Source organism: Azospirillum sp. TSH20 (assembly GCF_003115935.1).
Taxonomy (GTDB): Bacteria; Pseudomonadota; Alphaproteobacteria; order Azospirillales; family Azospirillaceae; genus Azospirillum.
Map to the genome: position 1 here is coordinate 113,227 of NZ_LGQU01000032.1, position 17,793 is coordinate 131,019.

16 protein-coding genes and 1 tRNA gene are annotated in these 17,793 nt (G+C 68.4%); 2 read left to right on the forward strand and 15 right to left on the reverse strand.

The features are described from left to right. Position 1: 1 nt before the first annotated feature. The 4 genes from treZ to TSH20_RS09710 all read right to left on the reverse strand — a co-directional run bounded on the left by treZ (position 2) and on the right by TSH20_RS09710 (position 4,409). The gene (gene treZ / locus TSH20_RS09695) at positions 2 to 1,996 is read right to left on the reverse strand and encodes a malto-oligosyltrehalose trehalohydrolase (protein WP_247871293.1); all 1,995 of its coding nucleotides are present in this window, start codon (positions 1,994 to 1,996) and stop codon (positions 2 to 4) included. 153 nt (positions 1,997 to 2,149) lie between these two features. Beyond that, positions 2,150 to 2,404, reverse strand: coding sequence for a hypothetical protein (locus TSH20_RS09700; RefSeq protein ID WP_109074528.1), 255 nt, complete (start codon positions 2,402 to 2,404; stop codon positions 2,150 to 2,152). A gap of 20 nt (positions 2,405 to 2,424) precedes the next feature. Continuing rightward, positions 2,425 to 3,606, reverse strand: coding sequence for a zinc-dependent alcohol dehydrogenase (locus TSH20_RS09705; protein WP_109074529.1), 1,182 nt, complete (start codon positions 3,604 to 3,606; stop codon positions 2,425 to 2,427). Then, entirely contained in the window at positions 3,603 to 4,409 is an 807-nt protein-coding gene (locus TSH20_RS09710; RefSeq protein WP_109074530.1) for an SRPBCC family protein, read from the reverse strand. The genes TSH20_RS09705 and TSH20_RS09710 overlap by 4 nt, the downstream gene beginning before the upstream one ends. 169 nt (positions 4,410 to 4,578) lie before the next feature. On the opposite strand from TSH20_RS09710, the gene TSH20_RS09715 reads away from it, so the two are divergent. After that, positions 4,579 to 5,229 carry a dienelactone hydrolase family protein gene (locus TSH20_RS09715; protein WP_247871284.1) on the forward strand — a complete coding sequence of 217 codons (651 nt, stop codon included), beginning with the start codon at positions 4,579 to 4,581 and terminating at the stop codon, positions 5,227 to 5,229. Between the two features lie 16 nt (positions 5,230 to 5,245). Here the strand turns inward: TSH20_RS09715 and TSH20_RS09720 are convergent, their stop codons facing one another. The 10 genes from TSH20_RS09720 to TSH20_RS09765 all read right to left on the reverse strand — a co-directional run bounded on the left by TSH20_RS09720 (position 5,246) and on the right by TSH20_RS09765 (position 15,879). After that, the gene (locus TSH20_RS09720; RefSeq protein WP_109074531.1) at positions 5,246 to 6,193 is read right to left on the reverse strand and encodes an anti-sigma factor; all 948 of its coding nucleotides are present in this window, start codon (positions 6,191 to 6,193) and stop codon (positions 5,246 to 5,248) included. After that, entirely contained in the window at positions 6,193 to 6,702 is a 510-nt protein-coding gene (locus tag TSH20_RS09725; protein WP_085089022.1) for a sigma-70 family RNA polymerase sigma factor, read from the reverse strand. The genes TSH20_RS09720 and TSH20_RS09725 overlap by 1 nt, the downstream gene beginning before the upstream one ends. Before the next feature lie 369 nt (positions 6,703 to 7,071). Further along, complete coding sequence (locus TSH20_RS09730) at positions 7,072 to 7,761, reverse strand: ABC transporter ATP-binding protein (protein ID WP_109074532.1); 690 nt, start codon at positions 7,759 to 7,761, stop codon at positions 7,072 to 7,074. 4 nt (positions 7,762 to 7,765) lie between these two features. After that, entirely contained in the window at positions 7,766 to 8,899 is a 1,134-nt protein-coding gene (locus TSH20_RS09735; protein WP_109074533.1) for an ABC transporter permease, read from the reverse strand. After that, positions 8,896 to 10,050, reverse strand: coding sequence for an efflux RND transporter periplasmic adaptor subunit (locus tag TSH20_RS09740; RefSeq protein ID WP_199231945.1), 1,155 nt, complete (start codon positions 10,048 to 10,050; stop codon positions 8,896 to 8,898). The genes TSH20_RS09735 and TSH20_RS09740 overlap by 4 nt, the downstream gene beginning before the upstream one ends. A gap of 216 nt (positions 10,051 to 10,266) precedes the next feature. Continuing rightward, positions 10,267 to 10,342, reverse strand: a tRNA-Ile gene (locus tag TSH20_RS09745). Between the two features lie 145 nt (positions 10,343 to 10,487). Then, entirely contained in the window at positions 10,488 to 12,500 is a 2,013-nt protein-coding gene (gene rpoD / locus TSH20_RS09750) for an RNA polymerase sigma factor RpoD (RefSeq protein WP_109074534.1), read from the reverse strand. Positions 12,501 to 12,698: 198 nt separating this feature from the next. After that, a complete protein-coding gene (gene dnaG, locus TSH20_RS09755; protein WP_109074535.1) occupies positions 12,699 to 14,609 on the reverse strand; it encodes a DNA primase in 1,911 nt (636 codons plus the stop codon). 126 nt (positions 14,610 to 14,735) lie between these two features. Further along, the gene (locus tag TSH20_RS09760) at positions 14,736 to 15,332 is read right to left on the reverse strand and encodes a Uma2 family endonuclease (RefSeq protein ID WP_109074536.1); all 597 of its coding nucleotides are present in this window, start codon (positions 15,330 to 15,332) and stop codon (positions 14,736 to 14,738) included. Positions 15,333 to 15,414: 82 nt separating this feature from the next. Further along, the gene (locus tag TSH20_RS09765; RefSeq protein WP_109074537.1) at positions 15,415 to 15,879 is read right to left on the reverse strand and encodes a GatB/YqeY domain-containing protein; all 465 of its coding nucleotides are present in this window, start codon (positions 15,877 to 15,879) and stop codon (positions 15,415 to 15,417) included. A 377-nt stretch (positions 15,880 to 16,256) separates the two neighbouring features. Between TSH20_RS09765 and carA the strand changes: the two genes are divergently transcribed. After that, positions 16,257 to 17,429, forward strand: a complete 1,173-nt coding sequence (carA, locus tag TSH20_RS09770) for a glutamine-hydrolyzing carbamoyl-phosphate synthase small subunit (protein WP_109074538.1) — start codon at positions 16,257 to 16,259, stop codon at positions 17,427 to 17,429. A 60-nt stretch (positions 17,430 to 17,489) separates the two neighbouring features. Here carA and TSH20_RS09775 read toward each other — a convergent pair whose 3' ends face one another. Further along, complete coding sequence (locus TSH20_RS09775; RefSeq protein ID WP_109074539.1) at positions 17,490 to 17,744, reverse strand: hypothetical protein; 255 nt, start codon at positions 17,742 to 17,744, stop codon at positions 17,490 to 17,492. Positions 17,745 to 17,793: the final 49 nt, after the last annotated feature.

Sequence of the window (17,793 nt, forward strand, 5' to 3'; positions counted from 1 at the left end):
CTCAGCTATCGGTTTCCGACCCTTGGGAAACCATGATGACCGGGGTTGTGTTGCCTCCGCTATCGTCGCTTTTCGTCGGAAAATCGCGCGCGGGGCCCAGAACCAGCGCCGCATGGCCGGGCAACCGCCATGCGCCGTCCGGCTGTTCCACCGCCGCCGTGCCGCAGCCGCCATAGACGGGCTCCTCGCTGGACCACAGCACCGTCCATGCCCCGTCGAGTGGCGGGGCCAGCAGCGGCTCCGCCAGCGCGCGGAGAGTCAGGTCGCGGCCCAGATTGACCAGGACCAGCCGGTCGTCGCCCTCCTCCTCCCCGAAGACGCGCAGGACGAAGGCTTCCTCGCCCAGCACGGCGCCATCCAGCCCGCCGACGCGCTGGGCGGCGAACACCGGGTCCTCCCGGCGCAGGCGCAGCAGGTCGCAGTGCATCGTCCAGACTGCGGCGTTGGCCTCCCGCTCGCGGTGGTCGAGCTTGCAGCGGGTGAAGCTGTCCTCCGCCTGCGGCTTGGGCAGCCCGGTCCGCATCGCCGGCTCGGCGATGCTGGGGAACTGGGCCAGGAACTCCGCCCTGCCCGCCTCGACCAGCTTGGCCAAATCCGGCTTGTGGTCGGCGAAATAGAGGAAGGGGGCGCCGGCGGCGAACTCCTGCCCCTGGAACAGCATCGGCGTGCCGGGCCCCAGCAGGATCAGTGCGGTCATCGCCCGCAGCAGCCCCGGCGTGGTCAGCGCATGCAGCCTCAAACCGCGGGCGGAGTTGGCGATCTGGTCATGGTTCTGCAGGAAATTGACGAAGGCCGGCCGCGGCATGGCGAAGGCGGGCATGCCGCGCCGCTTGCCCTGCCAGCGATACCACTGCCCCTGGTAGAGGAAGCCGTGCTTCATCGCCGACACCAACTCCTGCGGAGTGCCACGATAATCGGTGTAATAGGCCTCGTTCCGGCCGGTCAGCGCCACCATCGCCGAATGGTGCAGGTCGTCGTTCCAGATGGCGCACAGCCCGCAGCCGCCCTCGTCGGCCGGCTTCACCATGCTGGCGTGCTGCGGCTCGTTCTCGCCCACCAGGATGGTGGCGCGCCCGCCGGCGGCCTTGCGCACGACGCGGGAGATCTCGGCCAGGATGTGCGGTTCACCGCGGCCTTCGCTGGCGTCATGGATCGACTGGGTGGCGTCCAGCCGCAGGCCGTCCAGATGGTATTCCTCGATCCAGAAGGCGGCATTGCACAGGAAGAACTCCCGCACCGGTTTGGAGTTGGCGCCGTCGAAGTTGATCGGCTCGCCCCACTCGTTCTTATAGCGGTCGGTGAAATAGTCGTCGGAAAAGCATTTTAGGTAATTGCCGTCCGGACCGAAGTGGTTGTAGACGACGTCCAGGATGACGGCGAGCCCCAGCCGGTGTGCCCCGTCGACGAAGCGCCGCATGGCGTCGGCATCGCCATAGAGCCGCGTCGGCGCAAACAGGTTCACCCCGTCATAGCCCCAGCCGAAGCGGCCGGGAAACTCCGACACCGGCATCACCTCCAGCACCGTGACGCCAAGATCGGCCAGCGCCGGCAGCTCCCGCAGCGCGGCGTCCCAGGTCCCTTCCTGCGTGAAGGTGCCGATGTGCATCTCGTAGATCACCTGGCCCCGGATGGCGCGCCCTTGCCAGTCCTGATCAGTCCAGGCGAAGCGGTGCGGATCGACCAGTTGCGAGGCCCCATGCGGCCCGTCAGGCTGGAAGCGCGACATCGGGTCGGGATAGAGCATGTCGCCGCCGTCCAGCCGGAAGCGGTAGAGCCCACCGGCCTCCAGCCCCGGCACGGCACCGGAGAAATAGCCGTTCCCCTCGCGCTCCAGCGCCGTCGCCCGCCCGTCCGGTTCGGCCACAAGCTCCACCCGTCCGGCCTTCGGCGCCCAGACCCGCGCATGGGCGCCGCCGGGCAGCAACTCCACACCGATGGGCCAGCGGCGTTTGACGGTGGCCTGCGCCTGTTCGACAGGCGGTACGGCGGCGGACATCTTCACGGCAGTTGCCCCCGATGAGTGATGCGGACTTGTCTTGCGGGGATGGTCAACAGGGGTGGGGCGGCGTGGTCACGGGTGGGCTGAAAATTGTTTCAGGGGCTAAGGGTTTGGGGGAGTTCCGGCTGGCGGTGCCCCCACCCCAACCCCTCACACCCTCTCCCCAAAACTCCGCGCCGCCGCGTCGATCACCAGCGGGTGGGCGCGCAGCGCAGTCAGCGCCGCTTCCACCTTGTCGTCGGTGACCTCCAACGTCACCAGCACGTCCGAGCGGTCGCCGCGCTCGGCGTCGCGCTCCTCCCGCCCAAGCTGCACGACATCGCCGAAGCGGTCGCGCAGGCTGCCGACGATTTCGGCCTCCACACCCCGGCCGCGTTCGGCGGGATAGGCATAGACCAGTTCCATGGCGGCTCTCCCTTTTCGCTCTAGCCTTGCGGGGCGAAGACGACGCGCAGGCAGTCGTCGGCCTTCTCCTTGAACATGCGGTAGGCCTGCGGGCCGTCGTCCAGCGGCAGCCGGTGCGTCATCAGATAGGATGGGTCGAGGTCGCCGTTGCGGATGTGCTCGAACAGCCGGTCGGCATAGCGCTGGCCGTTCTGCTGACCCATGCGGAAGGTCAGGCCCTTGTTCATCGCCGCCCCCATCGGGAACTTGTCGATCAGCCCGCCATAGACGCCGACGATCGACAGGGTGCCGCCCTTGCGGCAGCTCTCGATCATCTGGCGCAGCACCGCCGGCCGGTCGGTCTGCAGCCCAACCGCCTGCTTGGCACGGTCATACAGGTCCTCGACCGCGTTCGACGCGCTGTCGGCCTCCATGCCGACGGCGTCGATGCAGACGTCGGGACCGCGCCCGCCGGTCATCGCCTGCAGCGCATCGAAGATGTCGACGCGGCTGTAGTCCAGCGTCTCGGCCCCCACCTTCATCTGGGCGGCGCGCAGCCGGTCGGGAAAGCGGTCGATGCCGATCACCCGCTCCGCCCCCAGCAGAGTGGCGCTGCGGATCGCCATCTGGCCAACGCCGCCGCAGCCCCACACCGCCACCACGTCGCCCGGCTTGATGCCGGCCATGTCGGCGGCCATGTAGCCGGTCGGCACCGCGTCCGACACGAAGACCGCCTTCTCGTCGCTCACCCCCTCCGGCACGCGGAAGGCGTTGAAGTCGGCATAGGGCACGCGGATATATTCGGCATGGCTGCCGGCATAGCCGCCGAAGGCGTGGCTGTAGCCGAAGATGCCGGCGCCGCAATGGCCGTAGGCGGTGCGGGCATAGTCCGGGTTCGGGTTGGAGTTGTCGCACAGCGAGCTTTCGCCGTGTTGGCAATGCCCGCAATGGCCGCACCCGATGATCGACACGGTGATGACCCGGTCGCCGCGGTTGAGATAGCGGACCTCCGGTCCCTTCTCCACGATCTCGCCCAGGAATTCGTGGCCGATGATGTCGCCAGGCCGCATGGTCGGGACATAGCCGTCGATCAGATGCAGGTCCGACCCGCAGACCGACGACAGCGCCACCTTGACGATCACGTCATGCGGATTGACCAGCACGGGGTCGGGCACCCGCTCCACCCGCAGGTCGTTGGTTCCGTTCCAGCAGAGCGCCTTCATTCCGTCGCCTCCCGGAAAGAGCCGGACCCATTCCCACGCGGCTGCCGTTCGATGGTCGACAGCTCGCCGGTCTCCACCCGCTGTTTCAGCCGGCGCAGCGCCTCTTCCGCCTGCCCTTCCGGCGTCACGCCCAGAAGCGCCGCCACCTCGGTGGCCGGAACGCGGTAGACCAGCGTCAGCCGCACCTCCGTCCCGCGGTCGCCCGGCGCCGGGCTCAGCATCAGCGAGGCGCGGTGCGGCAGAGCCGTCTCGCCCACCGTGTGCCAGGTCAGCAGCCGGTCCTCGTCGACGCGGTCGAGCACGCAGCGCCAGCTCGGTCCCTCACCGCCCGAAGCCGCCTTGGCGAGCCAGCGGCTTTCGGTGGCCGACAGCACGTCGACCCGCTCCAGCTGCGGCATCAGCTTCGGCAGGTTGGCGAAGTTGCGCCAGAAGCGGAAGACCGCCCCCGGTTCCGAGGCGATGGTGACGACCGCCTGCGTGCGCTCCGGCGTCAGCGACCGGCGGCGGGAGGCCGGGACGCTGCGCCAGGCGCCGGGGTTCGGCACGGCACTCAGGGACCGCTCACCCAGGGGCCGCAACCCCAGCGCGCCGACGGCGAACAGGCCGGCACCGCCCAGCGCCAGTATCGCCCCACCCCAACCCGACCGCCGCAACCCGATCACGCCCAGCGCGGTGCCGCCCATCATGGCGAGCCAGCGGCCGCCGGTCGCGGCCTCGCCCGAGCCAAAGTTCGCGCCCAAGCCCGAAAGAAAAGAGTCCGGCTGCGGCCAGCGGCCCCGCCCGGTCAAACTGTTCGACGCCATCGCCGCTCCTTTCCCGTCTGTGCAAATTCTTCGGCCAAAGCCTTTGGGCCAAAGCCTTTGGACAGAGAACAGCCGGGTTGCGGCTTCGTTGCCTCGCTAGCCTCGGCAAACGGCAACCGCGGGGCGTTCCCGCTGTTACCATCTTCAGCAGCCAAGATCGGAAGGGAGAATGGCCGTGCCGCTTCTGGACTCCACCATGGGCATCGCCGACGCCGAGGGCTTTCAGCCGGTGACGCTGGAAACCGACCGTGGCCCGGTCGAAGCCCGCTATTACCCGGTGCCGGGCGGGGAGTTGGCGGTGCTGTGGGTCGGCGGGGTCGGCGGCGGGTTCGACACGCCGGCGCGCGGGCTCTACCCCCGTCTGGGCGCCGACCTGACCGCGGACGGCATCGCCTCGCTGCGCCTGCGCTTCCGCGATCCGCGCGACCTGGAAGAGGCGGTGTACGACCTGCTGTGCGGGCTCAGCTTCCTTGGCCGCCAGGGCATCCACCATGTGGCCCTGGTCGGCCATTCCTTCGGCGGCGCCGTGGTCATCCAGGCGGCGGCGTCGAACCGGGGTGCGGTCTGCACCGTGGTGGCGCTGGCGACCCAGGGCTACGGCACCGACCCGGTCGGCGATTTGTCCTGCCCCATCCTGCTGATCCACGGCGAGGCGGACGAGATCCTGCCGCCCAGCTGCTCCATCCACGTCCACCGCAAGGCGCGCGAGCCGAAGAAGCTGGTCCTGGTCCCCGGCACCGGCCACGCCCTGGAGGAGGCGTCGGAGGCGGTCTGCCGCGAGGTGCGCGACTGGCTGAAGGATAATCTGCTGAAGAGGTAGGGGGCTGACGCCCCCCTCAGCTTTCCTTCGCCTTCTGGGTGTCGCTGATCGGCTGCACGCCCGGCGGGTGTTCCTGCTGCGGTTGCGGCTGTTGCTGCTGGGGCTGTTGTTCCGGCGGCGGTTCGCGGCGCGGCGGGCCGGCCTTCACGTCCTGATAGACCGCCTTGGCGATCTCCAGCAGTTCCTCCTTCGACAGGCGGCCGGCCAGCGCATAGGCCAACGGACCCTCGACCCAATAGAAGGTGGCGACGTCGCCGTTCTGGGTGAAGCTGAAGTTGGACTGGTTGCCGCTCTGCGGTGCGCCGACGAACAGGGTGATCCGCTTGTTGCCGTCGTTGGCGTACATGTACTGGGCGCCGGCGCCGAGATCGGTCGGCAGCGACCGGCCGCCGATCAGCCGGTAGCCGACGCGGCCCAGGTCCGGACCGAACACGTCGCGGCCCATCCGCTTGGACAGCCAGCCGTTCAGCTCATCCTGATTGTCGGCGCCAAGCTCCACCTGGAACCGTTCGTCCGACGTATAGAAGCGGTGCGCCTGCGTCGCCTCCTGGGCGAAGGTGGCGAGCGTCTGGCGCTGCTGGGCGACCGGCGCCGCGGCCTGCTGGTCGGCGCCGCGGCCCATCCAGCCGCCGGCCGCACCGGCGACCACCAGCATCACCGCGGCGGCGAATCGCACCAGCGGGCGGGCATGCCAGGCCGGACGGTTGTCGTTGAAGGCGATGCGGCCCTTCAGCCGGTCGGACAGCTCCTGAACCGTGTCGCTCGGCGGCTCGCGCAGGACGGTGTCGAACATCTCATGCAGCAGCAGCCCCTGGGCGCGGTAATCCTCCGCCCGGCGCGCCGCCTCCGGATCCTCGGCAAGCCATCGCTCCACCGCCAGACGGCGGTTGCCGTCCAGCTGGCCATCCACATAGGCGTGGAGTTCGTCCTCCGTGATCCGTCCAGTCGCTTGATGCGCGTTCATCACTTCACCCGCCGGAGGGTGACGCCACCCTCGTTCGCCAGTTTCGCCCGCACCGCCTCGCGCGCCCTCGACAGGCGCGACATGACGGTCCCGATCGGTACGCCGAGCATGTCGGCGACCTCGTCATATTTCAGGCCCTCCAGCGCCACCAGAAGCAGCACCTTGCGCTGTTCCTCCGGCAACTCGTCGACCGCGCGCATCATTTCGCGCAGTTCGACACGCTCTTCCTGCCGGGCCGGGCTGACCAGCTTCGATTCGACGTCGGCGACGTCGACCTCCTGCGGCCGGGCGGCCTTGGAACGGACCTGATTGACGTGGACGTTGTGCAGGATGGTGAAAAGCCATGCCCGCAGGTTCGTCCCCGCCTGGAAGCTGTCGGCGCGCGCCACCGCGCGCGTCAGCGCCTCCTGCACCAGATCCTCCGCATCCGCACCGTTGCGCAGCAACGCACGCGCGTAGCGCCGCAAGGACGCGATGTGGACTTCCAGATCGACCCCGAATTTGCTCAACCGCGCACCCGTTCCTTACCGGTAACGCCAAGGCTCACGCCATGGACTCCCCCTTCCAGCGAGAGGCCGGACGGGACGACGAGGGCGCCGCAACTCCAGGGCCGGGCCGGCTCACTCGACCCTGCGGCCGAAATGGGGACCCGATGCATATGGGTGCGAACGCGCGCCGCGCATCCTTTATTCCAGACTTTGTCGGGCTTGCAGCAAAATTTATGCGGTACGGCCACGCTTGTGCCGAAAAGGCTTCAGGGCCGGCCGCGTCGATGATCGGATGGGATATGCCCACCCTGGAGTTGCCCTGGAAAAGCGGAGAGCCCTCGGCATTCGGCTATGGCGGCAATCATGCGGATGTGGCCCCTGCCGCATCTTTCACCCTTTGGAGACGACCTGTCCGTCGCGCAAGGTCACCGTGACGTCGAAACGGCCGAAGATCGTCTCGTCATGCGTGACGACCAGGATCGCCGCCTGCTGCTCGATGGCGAGCCGGCGCAGCAGGTCCATCACCATGGCGGCGCGCCCGGAGTCCAGGGCCGCCGTCGGCTCGTCGGCCAGGATGATGCGCGGGCGATTGGCGAGCGCGCGGGCGATGGCGACGCGCTGCGCCTCGCCGCCCGACAGCCGCGACGGCAGCGTCGCGCCGCGGTGTCCCACCTCCAGATAGTCCAGCAAGGCCCGCGCACGGCGCCGCGCCTCGGCGCCGGGAACGCCGGCAAGGTCCAGCGCGACGGCGACGTTCTCCTCGGCGGTGAGGAACGGCAGCAGGTTGTGGAACTGGAAGATGAAGCCGATCTTCTCCAGCCGCAGCCGGCGCAGGTCGGATCGCAGCCAGCGGCCGTCGTAGACCGTCTCGCCGTCGAGGTCCAGGCGGCCCCGCGTCGGCTCCACGATGCAACCGATCAGGTTCAGCAGCGTCGTCTTGCCCGATCCGCTGGGGCCGAGCAGCCCGACCACCTGCCCCGGATAGACCCGCAGGTCGGTGTCCTTCAGCGCATGCACGGCGGTCTCGCCGCGGCCATAGGTCTTGGCGATTCCCCGAAGCTCGACGAGCGGCGCGGCCATCGCCCTACCCTCCCAGCGCCGTGGCCGGATCGACCTTGAGCGCCAGGCGCACGCCAAGCCCGCTCGCCGCCACGCACAGGACCAGCACCGCCGCCCCCAGCATCAGCGCGTCCTCCGGCAGCAGCAGCAGGCGGCGCGGAAAGTGATCCTTGGCGAGCAGAATGAGCAGCGTGCCGGCGCCCCAGCCGATGAGCCCCATGGCGAGCGCCTGCTGCACGATCAGGGCGACGATGGTGCGGTCGGGCGCGCCGATGAGCTTGAGCGTGGCGATGGCCTTCACCTTGTCCATGGTCAGCGTGTAGAGGATCAGCGCGATCACCACGGCCGAAACCGCCAGCAGGATCGCCGTGAACAGACCGATCTGCCGCCGCGCCTTTTCGACCACCGATCTCAGCAGCAGCCCTTCCTGGTCCTCCTGCGTCAGCGCCCCGAGATGTTTCCAGCGTGCCGCCTCGGCCGCGACGCCGGCCGCCGGCACGCCGGGCAGCAGCCGCGCCACCACCGCGTTCACGGTGTCGAGACCGGCCGGGCGGGCGCCGCGCGCCAATTCGCGCCGGGCGGCGGGCGGGTCCAGTTCGAACTGCAGGCGCTGGCTGTCCTTCAGCGTCAGATGGACCACCGGATCGCCGCCCGACGCGACGATGCCCTCGGTCAGCCCCACCACCTCGTAGGAGTCCCGCCCCAGCCGCACCCGCTCGCCGATCTCCAGCCCGGCGCGGCGGTCGGCGAGCATTTCGTAGTGGCTGCGGGTGATCGGCCGCCCGGCGGCGAGGCGATTCGGTTCGCCCGGCCGGCCCGGCTCGTAGCCGACCACGTACAGGCGCAACGTCCGCCCCCGGTGTACGGTTTCCACCGACTGGAAGGTGAGCGATCCCGCCGCCGCCACCCCGGCCAACCGCGCCACCGCGTCGCGCGTGTCGCCGGGAATGCGCGAGGCCTCGGCAAACGGGCCGCGGGTGCCGGATTCGACGATCCACATGTCGGCGCCGGGCGCGCGCACCAGGGTCAGCGCCTCGTCCACCAGCCCACGGTAGATGCCGATCATCGACAGCACGACGCCCAGCAGCAGGCTCAGCCCCAGACAGGTCAGCAGAAAGCGGCCGAGGTTGTGGCGGACATCGCGCAGGGCGAGGTTCATGGCGGCGTCCCCAGCGGATCGGCACGCCGGCCCTCGCGCAGGCCGGGCACGGCGGCGACCACCGGCCGCGCGCCATCGGGCAGGCCTCCGGTCACCTCCAACCGGCCGTCCAGGGTCCGCCGGCCGAAACTCAGCGCGCGGCGGGCGAGGCGGTCGTCCTCGACAGTCCACACCGTGCCGCTCGCTCCGTCGAAGCGATCGATCGCCGTCTGCGGCACCAGCACGGCGCGCGGCAGGCGGCCCACCGCGATGGTCGCCTCGACCTGTTCGGCGAGGTAGACGCGCGGCGGGCAGACCTCGCATTTCAGATAGACTTTCCGCTCCTCGGTGACGCGGTCGCTTTCCAGTTCGATGCGCGTCACGCGCGCCCGAAAGGTCTCGCCGGGATGCGAACGCAACCGCACCGTCGCAACCTGCCCTTCCACGAGGCCGCCGGCCGAGGCCTCGTCGATGTGAACCAGCGCCCAGACGCTGTCCGGGGCGATGAGGGTGAACAGCGGTTCGCCGGGGTTGACGGCGGCGCCCAGCTCCTTGTGGCGGGCGATCACCAACGCGTCGAACGGAGCGGTCAGCGTGTAGCGGTCGAGCCGCGCGGATTCGTAACGCAGCCGCGCCTCGGAATCGGCAACGGCGGCTTCCGCCACCGCGAGGTCGGACTGCGCCACCGTCAGTTCCGCTTCGGCGACGCGCAGGTCGGCAGCGCTCTCCTCCGCCACCTCCACCGACACGCTGCCCTTGGCCAGCAGTTGCTGCCGTCGTCCGGCGGCCTGCCGGCGCTTGTCGAGCAGTGAATGCGCCTTGAGGATGGTGGCCTCCGCCCTGGCGCGCGCCGCCCGCGCCTGCCCGACGGCGGCCTGGGCCTCGGCGACGCGGGCGTCCTGCTGGCGGGTGTCGAGACGGGCGAGCACAGCGCCCTGCGGCACGCGGTCGGCGTGGTCGGCGAACAGCTCCGTCAGCGTGCCGGCGACCTCCAGCCCGACCGCCGAGCGCACCCGCGCCTCAACCGTGCCGATGCCGTAGACCTCCAAAGGCACGTCGCCCTCCGCCGCCGCGACCGGCACCGCCAGCGGGCGCAGCCACAACGCCCAGGATCCGCCGGCCAGGACGCCGAGAATCAGGAGCAGTGCGAGACCGAGCCGCAGCCGACGCATGTCCGGATTCCCTTCGCCCGTTCCCCATCATTGCGGAAACGATACACCCCGCCACGCGCCCGCGTCGGTGAGATTGTCACCGACGCGGGCGGGGCGAACCGCCGCAGGCCAACCGAAAGGCTGCCCGATCATGTCCGAGGAGTTGGTGTATCTTATCCGACGCGATGCGCGACGGGGACGAAGGGCCGACGGCCTGTCGGAATCGTCTGGAATGCGTGGTGGGCCCGGCCGGATTCGAACCGACGACAACACCGTTATGAGCGGCGCGTTCTAACCGCTGAACTACAGGCCCTACCGCGGGGCGCACTTTGCGACAAAGCTTCGGGGAAATGCAACCCCTCGTTCGTCGGTCCGACACGGAGGTCCGAAAACGAAAACGGGGGCCGATCGGCCCCCGCTTCGTCTCGAACGATACGCTCCCGGATCAGGTATCCCAATCAGGTATCGAGGAAGCTGCGCAGCTTGCGCGACCGCGACGGGTGCTTCAGCTTGCGCAGCGCCTTCGCCTCGATCTGCCGGATACGCTCGCGGGTCACGTTGAACTGCTGGCCGACCTCTTCCAGCGTGTGGTCGGTGTTCATGCCGATGCCGAAGCGCATGCGCAGCACACGCTCCTCGCGCGGCGTCAGCGAGGCCAGGACACGGGTGGTCGTCTCGCGCAGGTTCGCCTGGATGGCGGCATCGAGCGGCAGGACCGCGTTCTTGTCCTCGATGAAATCGCCGAGATGCGAATCCTCCTCGTCGCCGATCGGCGTTTCGAGGGAGATCGGCTCCTTGGCGATCTTCAGGACCTTGCGGACCTTCTCCAGCGGCATCATCAGACGCTCGGCCAGCTCTTCCGGGGTCGGCTCACGGCCGATCTCGTGCAGCATCTGGCGGCTGGTGCGGACCAGCTTGTTGATCGTCTCGATCATGTGGACCGGGATGCGGATGGTCCGTGCCTGGTCCGCGATGGAGCGGGTGATGGCCTGGCGAATCCACCAGGTGGCGTAGGTCGAAAACTTGTAGCCGCGCCGGTACTCGAACTTGTCCACCGCCTTCATCAGGCCGATGTTGCCCTCCTGGATCAGGTCCAGGAACTGCAGGCCGCGGTTCGTGTACTTCTTGGCGATCGAGATGACGAGACGCAGGTTGGCCTCGACCATCTCCTTCTTGGCCCGGCTCGCTTCCTTCTCGCCCTTCTGGACGGTGGAGACGATGCGGCGGAACTCGTTGATCGGCAGGCGCGCTTCCTCGGCGACGTTGGAGATCGCCTCGCGCGTCTTGCGGATGTCGCCGTCGTACTTCTCCGCGAACTTGCCCCAGGTCTTCGGGTTCAGGCCGCGGATGCGCTCCAGCCAGTTCGGATCCAGCTCGTGGCCGAAATACTGGTTCAGGAAGTCCTCGCGCTTCACCCGGCACTCGGTCGCCATGCGCAGCAGGCGGCCTTCGAAGCCGGTCAGCTTGCGGTTCAGGCCATAGAGCTGCTCGACCAGTTGTTCGATGCGCTGGTTGTTCAGGCGGACGGTGTTCATCAGCTCGACCATTTCGAGCTTCAGCTTGTCGTACTTCTTGTCCGTCTGCTTGCCGACGTCCTCGCCACGCTGCATCGCCGCCATGCGGGACTCATGCAGCTTGTGCAGCTTGTCGTAGGTCGCCTTGATGTTCTCGAAGGTCTCGATGACCTGCGGCTTCAGCGCGGCTTCCATCGCGGACAGCGACAGGCTGTTCTCGCCCTCGTCGCCTTCATCGCCCTCCTCGCCCTCGCCTTCGGCGCGCGGCGGACGCGGCTCGTCGCCGTCCTCCTCGGCCGCCGGCGCTTCGGCGGCGGGGGCCGGGGCGGCACCAGGGGCGCCGCCGGCTTCGACCACCTCGGCCAACCCCTCCGGAATCTCCTCACCGTCCGGGCCGCCGCCATAGGTGGCATCCAGATCGATGATGTCGCGCAGCAGCATCTTCCCTTCCATCAGGGAATCATGCCACTCCAGGATGGCGCGGATGGTCAGGGGCGATTCGCAGATCGCGCCAATCATCATCTCGCGGCCGGCCTCGATCCGCTTGGCGATGGCGATTTCGCCTTCGCGCGACAGCAGCTCCACCGAACCCATCTCGCGCAGATACATGCGCACGGGGTCGTCGGTGCGGCCGATGTCGTCGTCGTCGAGATTGCCCGACGAACGGCCTTCGCCCTCGCCTGCCCCCTCGCCGCTGTTCTCCGAATCCTGCTCTTCCGATTCGACGATGTTGATGCCCATTTCGGACAGCATCGCCATCGTGTCTTCGATCTGCTCGGACGAGGACGAATCCTGCGGCAGCGCTGCGTTCAGCTCGTCATAGGTGACATACCCGCGCTCCTTGCCGCGGGCGATCATCTTCTTGACGGCCAAACCCATGCCGTCCATCAGAGGACCGTCTGCGGATTCCTCCCGCGTTTCGGAAACTTCCACGCTGTTCGCAGCTTTCGTGGCCATGCGATCGGTGCCCCCGCATTACCCCAGTGAATAAAGACGAAAGGAGCGTCCGGTCCCGGTTACCCGGCCCGTCCGCCCCACCCCCAACCATGTATCTACCCAGAACCCGCCATCACAGAAACTGTCATGCGGCCCCGTCCTGTTGCCCTGTGTCCCGTCAACCGATGCCCGATTGGCGACGATATTGATCATCAACCGTCAGACATCGTCAAAGTCACTGTCGTCCGCACTACCCAGACCGGACCTTATGACCTCCTGCTGAAGAGCCACGACCCTCGCGAAGTTGGCCTCGCTGTTGTCACGGGTCAGAGCCGCCTTCGCTTCCCTAAGATCGTCGAGCACCCGCTCGTGATGCAGATGCCGCCACGCAGGCCACCATCCCTTCCTGGCATCCTCCGTGGAGGCATCAGGACGGGCGAAGCCGGCATGGACATAGGTCGACTCGCCTAGCAAAGCACCGACCATGGTCTCATGGCCGGCGGATGACAAGTGGCGACAAAGCGCAGCGGCGTCAAGTGTCGAGTCGTGATTGCGGTCGTCGGAAAGGCATTCCATGACCGCCCAGCGCAGTTTTTCCAGCTCCGGGTCACCGAACGGCAACAGCCCCAGCGGCTCGGCCAGTTCGCCGAACAATTCCGGATGATTGATGAGCGTCGCCAGCAGGATCCGTTCGCGCATCGAGGCAAGGCGGGAGGCGCGGCCGCGCCCCTCCCCCACCGGCTTCGACGTCAGGCGGCCCGGCGTGCCCGGCACATGGCGGCGCGGCGCCTCGCCGAAGCGGCCCCGCCCCTGCCCCGGCACCCATGGGGCACGATTGTAGCCCTGGCGCACCGGGGCGAAGGCCTCGTCGACGCGGCGGCGCATCTCGGTGCGGTAGAAGCTCTGGACGTCGCGGTCGGCGATGGTGGCGACGCGGGCCTCCAGCGCCGCCTTCACCGCGGCCTTGGCCTCCGGCGTGTCGGTCGGCCGGCCCTCGCTCTCCATCCGCCACAGGGCGTCGGACAGCGGGATGGCCGCCTCCAGCACCGCCCCCATCGCCTTGGCGCCGCTGGCGCGGATCAGGCTGTCGGGGTCCTCGCCCTCCGGCAGGAAGGCGACGCGGGCCGACTGGCCGGGAGCAAGGTGCGGCAAAATGCGCTCCACCGCCCGCCATGCCGCGCGCCGGCCGGCATTGTCGCCGTCGAAACACAGGAAGGGCACCTTTTCCGCCGCCGGGATCAGCTTCCACAGCTCCTGCACCTGCGTCTCGGTCAGCGCGGTGCCGAGCGGCGCCACGGCGCCCTCGAAGCCGGCGCGGACCAGCGCGATCACATCCATATAGCCTTCGGCGACGATCACCGGCTTGCCGTCCGCCGCCGCCTGCCGTGCCCGCGACAGGCCGTAGAGCAGCGTGCCCTTGTGGAAGAGCGGGGTGTCGGCGGTGTTGACGTATTTCGGCCCGTCGCCCTCCAGGATGCGCCCGCCGAAGGCGACCACCTGCCCGCGCCGGTCGGTGACCGGGAACATCACCCGGTTGCGGAAGAAGCTGTAGGGCGCCCGGCCGTCGTCCGGCCGCTTCAGCAGCCCGGCATTGACCATGTCCTCGTCGGAAAAACCCTGCTTCCCAAGATAAGTGCGCAGCGCGTTCGAATCGCCGGGGGCATAGCCCAGCCGGAAGCGGGCGATGGTCTCGCCGTCCAGTCCGCGCCGCATGAAATAGTCCAGCCCCGGCCGCCCGGCGGGCGTGTGCAACTGCTGCTCGAACCAGCGCGCCGCCTGCTCGACGAGGTCGTGCAGGGTCTTGCGCCGCTCGTAGCGCTGCCGGTCCTCCTCCGTCGGGCGCGGAACCGGCAAGCCGGCCTCGCCGGCCAAATGCTCGACCGCATCGGGAAAGCCGAGGTTGTCGTGGCGCATGACGAAACCGATGATGTCGCCATGGGCGCCGCAGCCGAAGCAATGGAAGAAGCCCTTCTGGTCGTTGACGTAGAAGGACGGCGACTTCTCATTGTGGAAGGGACAGGGAGCCTTGTACTCGCGGCCGGCGCGGATCAGCCGCAGCCGCTTGGAAATCACCTCCGACAAAGTCAGCCGGGTGCGCAGTTCTTCCAGGAATTGGGGCGGGAAAGCCATGGTCGAACGGTCACCGGGGTACGAAGGACGATGGGCGGAGCCAATGGGCGCTAGGCTATAGCAGAGGCATAGTATGGGAACCAGCACCGCCGGCCCCAAGGGCGCAGATGGCGCAGGGGCAATGCGTCAGTCCGGCTGCCTGACGAGATGCGTCCCGGCATAGAGTGCATGCAAGGGGGCCTGATAGCCGATGCTGTCCAGAGTCAGCGCCTCGTCCCCGACGATCACCTGCGGACTTTCCGGCCAGCTGCCATCCGCCTGTCGCCGCAGAAGCTCCGCACCGACCCCGGCCGTCCACAGCACCAGGATCTCGCGGACCGACGGCAGCGTTGTGTAGGTCCAGACATTCTCCCACGTCTCGGCCTCGTTGCTTGGCGAAAGGATCTCGATCAGCAGGACCGGATCGGGCAGCGTGCGCAGGCCCCGTTCATCCGGGGCGCAGGTCACGCCCAGGTCGGGGATGCGCATGTTGTGGCTGGACCGGACGCGGGGCTGCACGCCCGGCGCGGTCACGACATGGCAGCCGGGCGCGCGGTCGGCCAGATGGTTGCCGATCAGGCGGGCGACGGTGCTCTGCAGAATGCCGTGGGTGATGCTCGCCGGCGCCATGGCGCGCGGTTCGCCGTTCACCAGCTCATAGCGCGTGTCGGTGCCGTCGCCGTTCCAGTCCAGGAACTCCGCGACGGTCATGCCTGAGAAGCTGGATTTGCGGACCGCGACCATTCCACCGTCCTCCTGCCCGTCTGCCGCAGGGCGCATCAGACCTCAAGCCTAGCCTGAGTCGCCCCGCGGCGGCCAGCGCCCCTTATTTCCCGGACAACCGGGCCTTCACCAGACCGCCGGCCTTGGCAAAGTCCATCTGGCCGGCATGGCGGGCCTTCAGCTCGGCCATCACCTTGCCCATGTCCTTGATGCTGGAGGCGCCCAGTTCGGTCACGATGGCGTCGATGGCGGCGGCGACCTCTTCCTCGCTCATCTGCTTGGGCAGATAGCGCTCGATGACCGCGATCTCCTCGCGCTCCTGCTGAGCCAGTTCGGGACGCCCGCCCTGCTCGTACATCCCCGCCGATTCGTTGCGCTGCTTCACCATGCCCTGCAGCATCGACAGGATGCCGGCGTCGTCGATGCCGTCGGTCACGCCGCGCCCCCGGGCTTCGATGTCGCGGTCCTTCAGGCCGGCGAGGATCATGCGGATGGTGGACACCGCGCGCTGGTCCTTCGCGCGCATCGCATCCTTGAGGCCGTCGTTGAACTGCGTGCGCAGCGTCATGTCCTGTCTTCCTTGGTTCGTCGGGCCGGGAGCGGGCCGGGATCGAAAGGCTCCGGCCGGACAGCCGACTATTCCGAAAATGGCCGCCGATTTCCATGGCAAAAGCCCCTTCCGGCGTATGGACGCCCCGGAACCCTCCGACCTTGTCGGCGGATCAGGGCCGCCTTGCAAAGCTATTGCTGGAAATCGGGCCGCCAATCGTCATATAGGATGTCCGGCCCACCCGATCAGCCCACTCGATCCCACGTCATCGCCCGCCAAGGCGGATATGGGGTGCGAGCGGTTGCGTGTGCGCGCCCGGCGGGACGCTAGGCCGTCGCCGTTCCGCCGATCACCCGATCCGTCGCCGGCCGCGGTTTTTGGGAAGGTTCACAGGAATGACTCTCGCCACTCCCCCCTCCGACAATGCGGTTCACACCGGCGTCCTGGTCCTGGCCGACGGCACGGTGTTCCGCGGCCGAGGCATCGGCGCCACGGGGGATTCGGTGGGCGAGGTGTGCTTCAACACCTCCATGACCGGCTATCAGGAGATCCTGACCGATCCCAGCTATGCCGGCCAGATCATCACCTTCACCTTCCCGCACATCGGCAACACCGGCGCCAACGCCGAAGACATCGAGACGGTCACGCCGGCCGCCCGCGGCCTGATCCTGCGCGCCGACATCACCGACCCGTCGAACTGGCGCGCCACCCGCCACCTGGACGACTGGCTGAAGAGCTACGGCCTTATCGGTCTGGCCGGCGTCGACACCCGCCGCCTGACCCGCCGCATCCGCGACCTGGGCGCGCCCAACGGCGTCGTCGCCCATGCGCCGGACGGCAAGTTCGACATCGAGGCGCTGATCGCCAAGGCCAAGGGCTGGCCGGGTCTGGAAGGCATGGATCTGGCCAAGGACGTGTCCTGCCGCCAGACCTATGACTGGACCGAAGCCGGCTGGACCATCGGCGGCGGCTACGCGACCCAGGACAAGCCGCAGTACCATGTCGTCGCCATCGATTACGGTGCCAAGCGCAACATCCTGCGCTGCCTCGCCGCCGCCGGCTGCAAGGTGACGGTGGTTCCGTCGACCGCCACGGTCGAGGACGTGATGCGCCACCAGCCGGACGGCGTCTTCCTGTCCAACGGCCCCGGCGACCCCGCCGCCACCGGCGAATATGCCGTGCCGACGATCAAGGGCCTGCTCGACACCGGCGTGCCGATGTTCGGCATCTGCCTCGGCCACCAGATGCTGTCGCTGGCGCTGGGCGCCAAGACCACCAAGATGGCGCTGGGCCATCGTGGCGCCAACCATCCGGTGAAGGACCTCGCCTCCGGCCGGGTGGAGATCACCAGCCAGAACCACGGCTTCGTCGTCGTTCCGGAGACCCTGCCGGCCGATGCCGAGGTCACCCATGTCAGCCTGTTCGACGGCACCAACGAGGGCATCCGCCTGAAGGGCAAGCCGGTCTTCTCGGTGCAGTACCACCCGGAAGCCTCGCCCGGCCCGCAGGACAGCCACTATCTGTTCGACCGCTTCGTCCAGCTGATCGCCGAGAAGAAGGCGGCCTGACGCTCGACAGGCAGCAAGTTATGGAAAAAAGGGGGAGCCGTTCGCGCGGCTCCCCCTTTTCTATTTGGCGTAACGGTCCTTGTCAGGGGACGGCGTCACGGCGGTCGCCGTGCGCGGCTGGACCCGCTGGATGCCGCCGTAGCAGCTGGTGCCGCCACGCCCGCCGGGCGATCCGGCGGCCTGGCCGTACTGTGTGCAATCGGCTGTCTGGCCGGCGGCGGTCTGGGTAACGGCCGCCTTGTCGCCGCCATGCGTCTGGTCACGAGGCTGTGATTTGGAATTGTTCACAGTGGCCTCCTGGAGGTTGCGGACCATATCGATTATGGCCTCTCCTAGATTGCCAACATGGGCAGTGATCAGCGGT

Coding starts and splice junctions, on each gene's coding strand:
- treZ (WP_247871293.1), bottom strand. CDS start 1,996: ATGTCCGCCGCCGTACCGCCTGTCGAACAGGCGCAGGCCACCGTCAAA.
- TSH20_RS09700 (WP_109074528.1), bottom strand. CDS start 2,404: ATGGAACTGGTCTATGCCTATCCCGCCGAACGCGGCCGGGGTGTGGAG.
- TSH20_RS09705 (WP_109074529.1), bottom strand. CDS start 3,606: ATGAAGGCGCTCTGCTGGAACGGAACCAACGACCTGCGGGTGGAGCGG.
- TSH20_RS09710 (WP_109074530.1), bottom strand. CDS start 4,409: ATGGCGTCGAACAGTTTGACCGGGCGGGGCCGCTGGCCGCAGCCGGAC.
- TSH20_RS09715 (WP_247871284.1), top strand. CDS start 4,579: ATGGCCGTGCCGCTTCTGGACTCCACCATGGGCATCGCCGACGCCGAG.
- TSH20_RS09720 (WP_109074531.1), bottom strand. CDS start 6,193: ATGAACGCGCATCAAGCGACTGGACGGATCACGGAGGACGAACTCCAC.
- TSH20_RS09730 (WP_109074532.1), bottom strand. CDS start 7,761: ATGGCCGCGCCGCTCGTCGAGCTTCGGGGAATCGCCAAGACCTATGGC.
- TSH20_RS09735 (WP_109074533.1), bottom strand. CDS start 8,899: ATGAACCTCGCCCTGCGCGATGTCCGCCACAACCTCGGCCGCTTTCTG.
- TSH20_RS09740 (WP_199231945.1), bottom strand. CDS start 10,050: ATGCGTCGGCTGCGGCTCGGTCTCGCACTGCTCCTGATTCTCGGCGTC.
- rpoD (WP_109074534.1), bottom strand. CDS start 12,500: ATGGCCACGAAAGCTGCGAACAGCGTGGAAGTTTCCGAAACGCGGGAG.
- dnaG (WP_109074535.1), bottom strand. CDS start 14,609: ATGGCTTTCCCGCCCCAATTCCTGGAAGAACTGCGCACCCGGCTGACT.
- TSH20_RS09760 (WP_109074536.1), bottom strand. CDS start 15,332: ATGGTCGCGGTCCGCAAATCCAGCTTCTCAGGCATGACCGTCGCGGAG.
- TSH20_RS09765 (WP_109074537.1), bottom strand. CDS start 15,879: ATGACGCTGCGCACGCAGTTCAACGACGGCCTCAAGGATGCGATGCGC.
- carA (WP_109074538.1), top strand. CDS start 16,257: ATGACTCTCGCCACTCCCCCCTCCGACAATGCGGTTCACACCGGCGTC.
- TSH20_RS09775 (WP_109074539.1), bottom strand. CDS start 17,744: ATGGTCCGCAACCTCCAGGAGGCCACTGTGAACAATTCCAAATCACAG.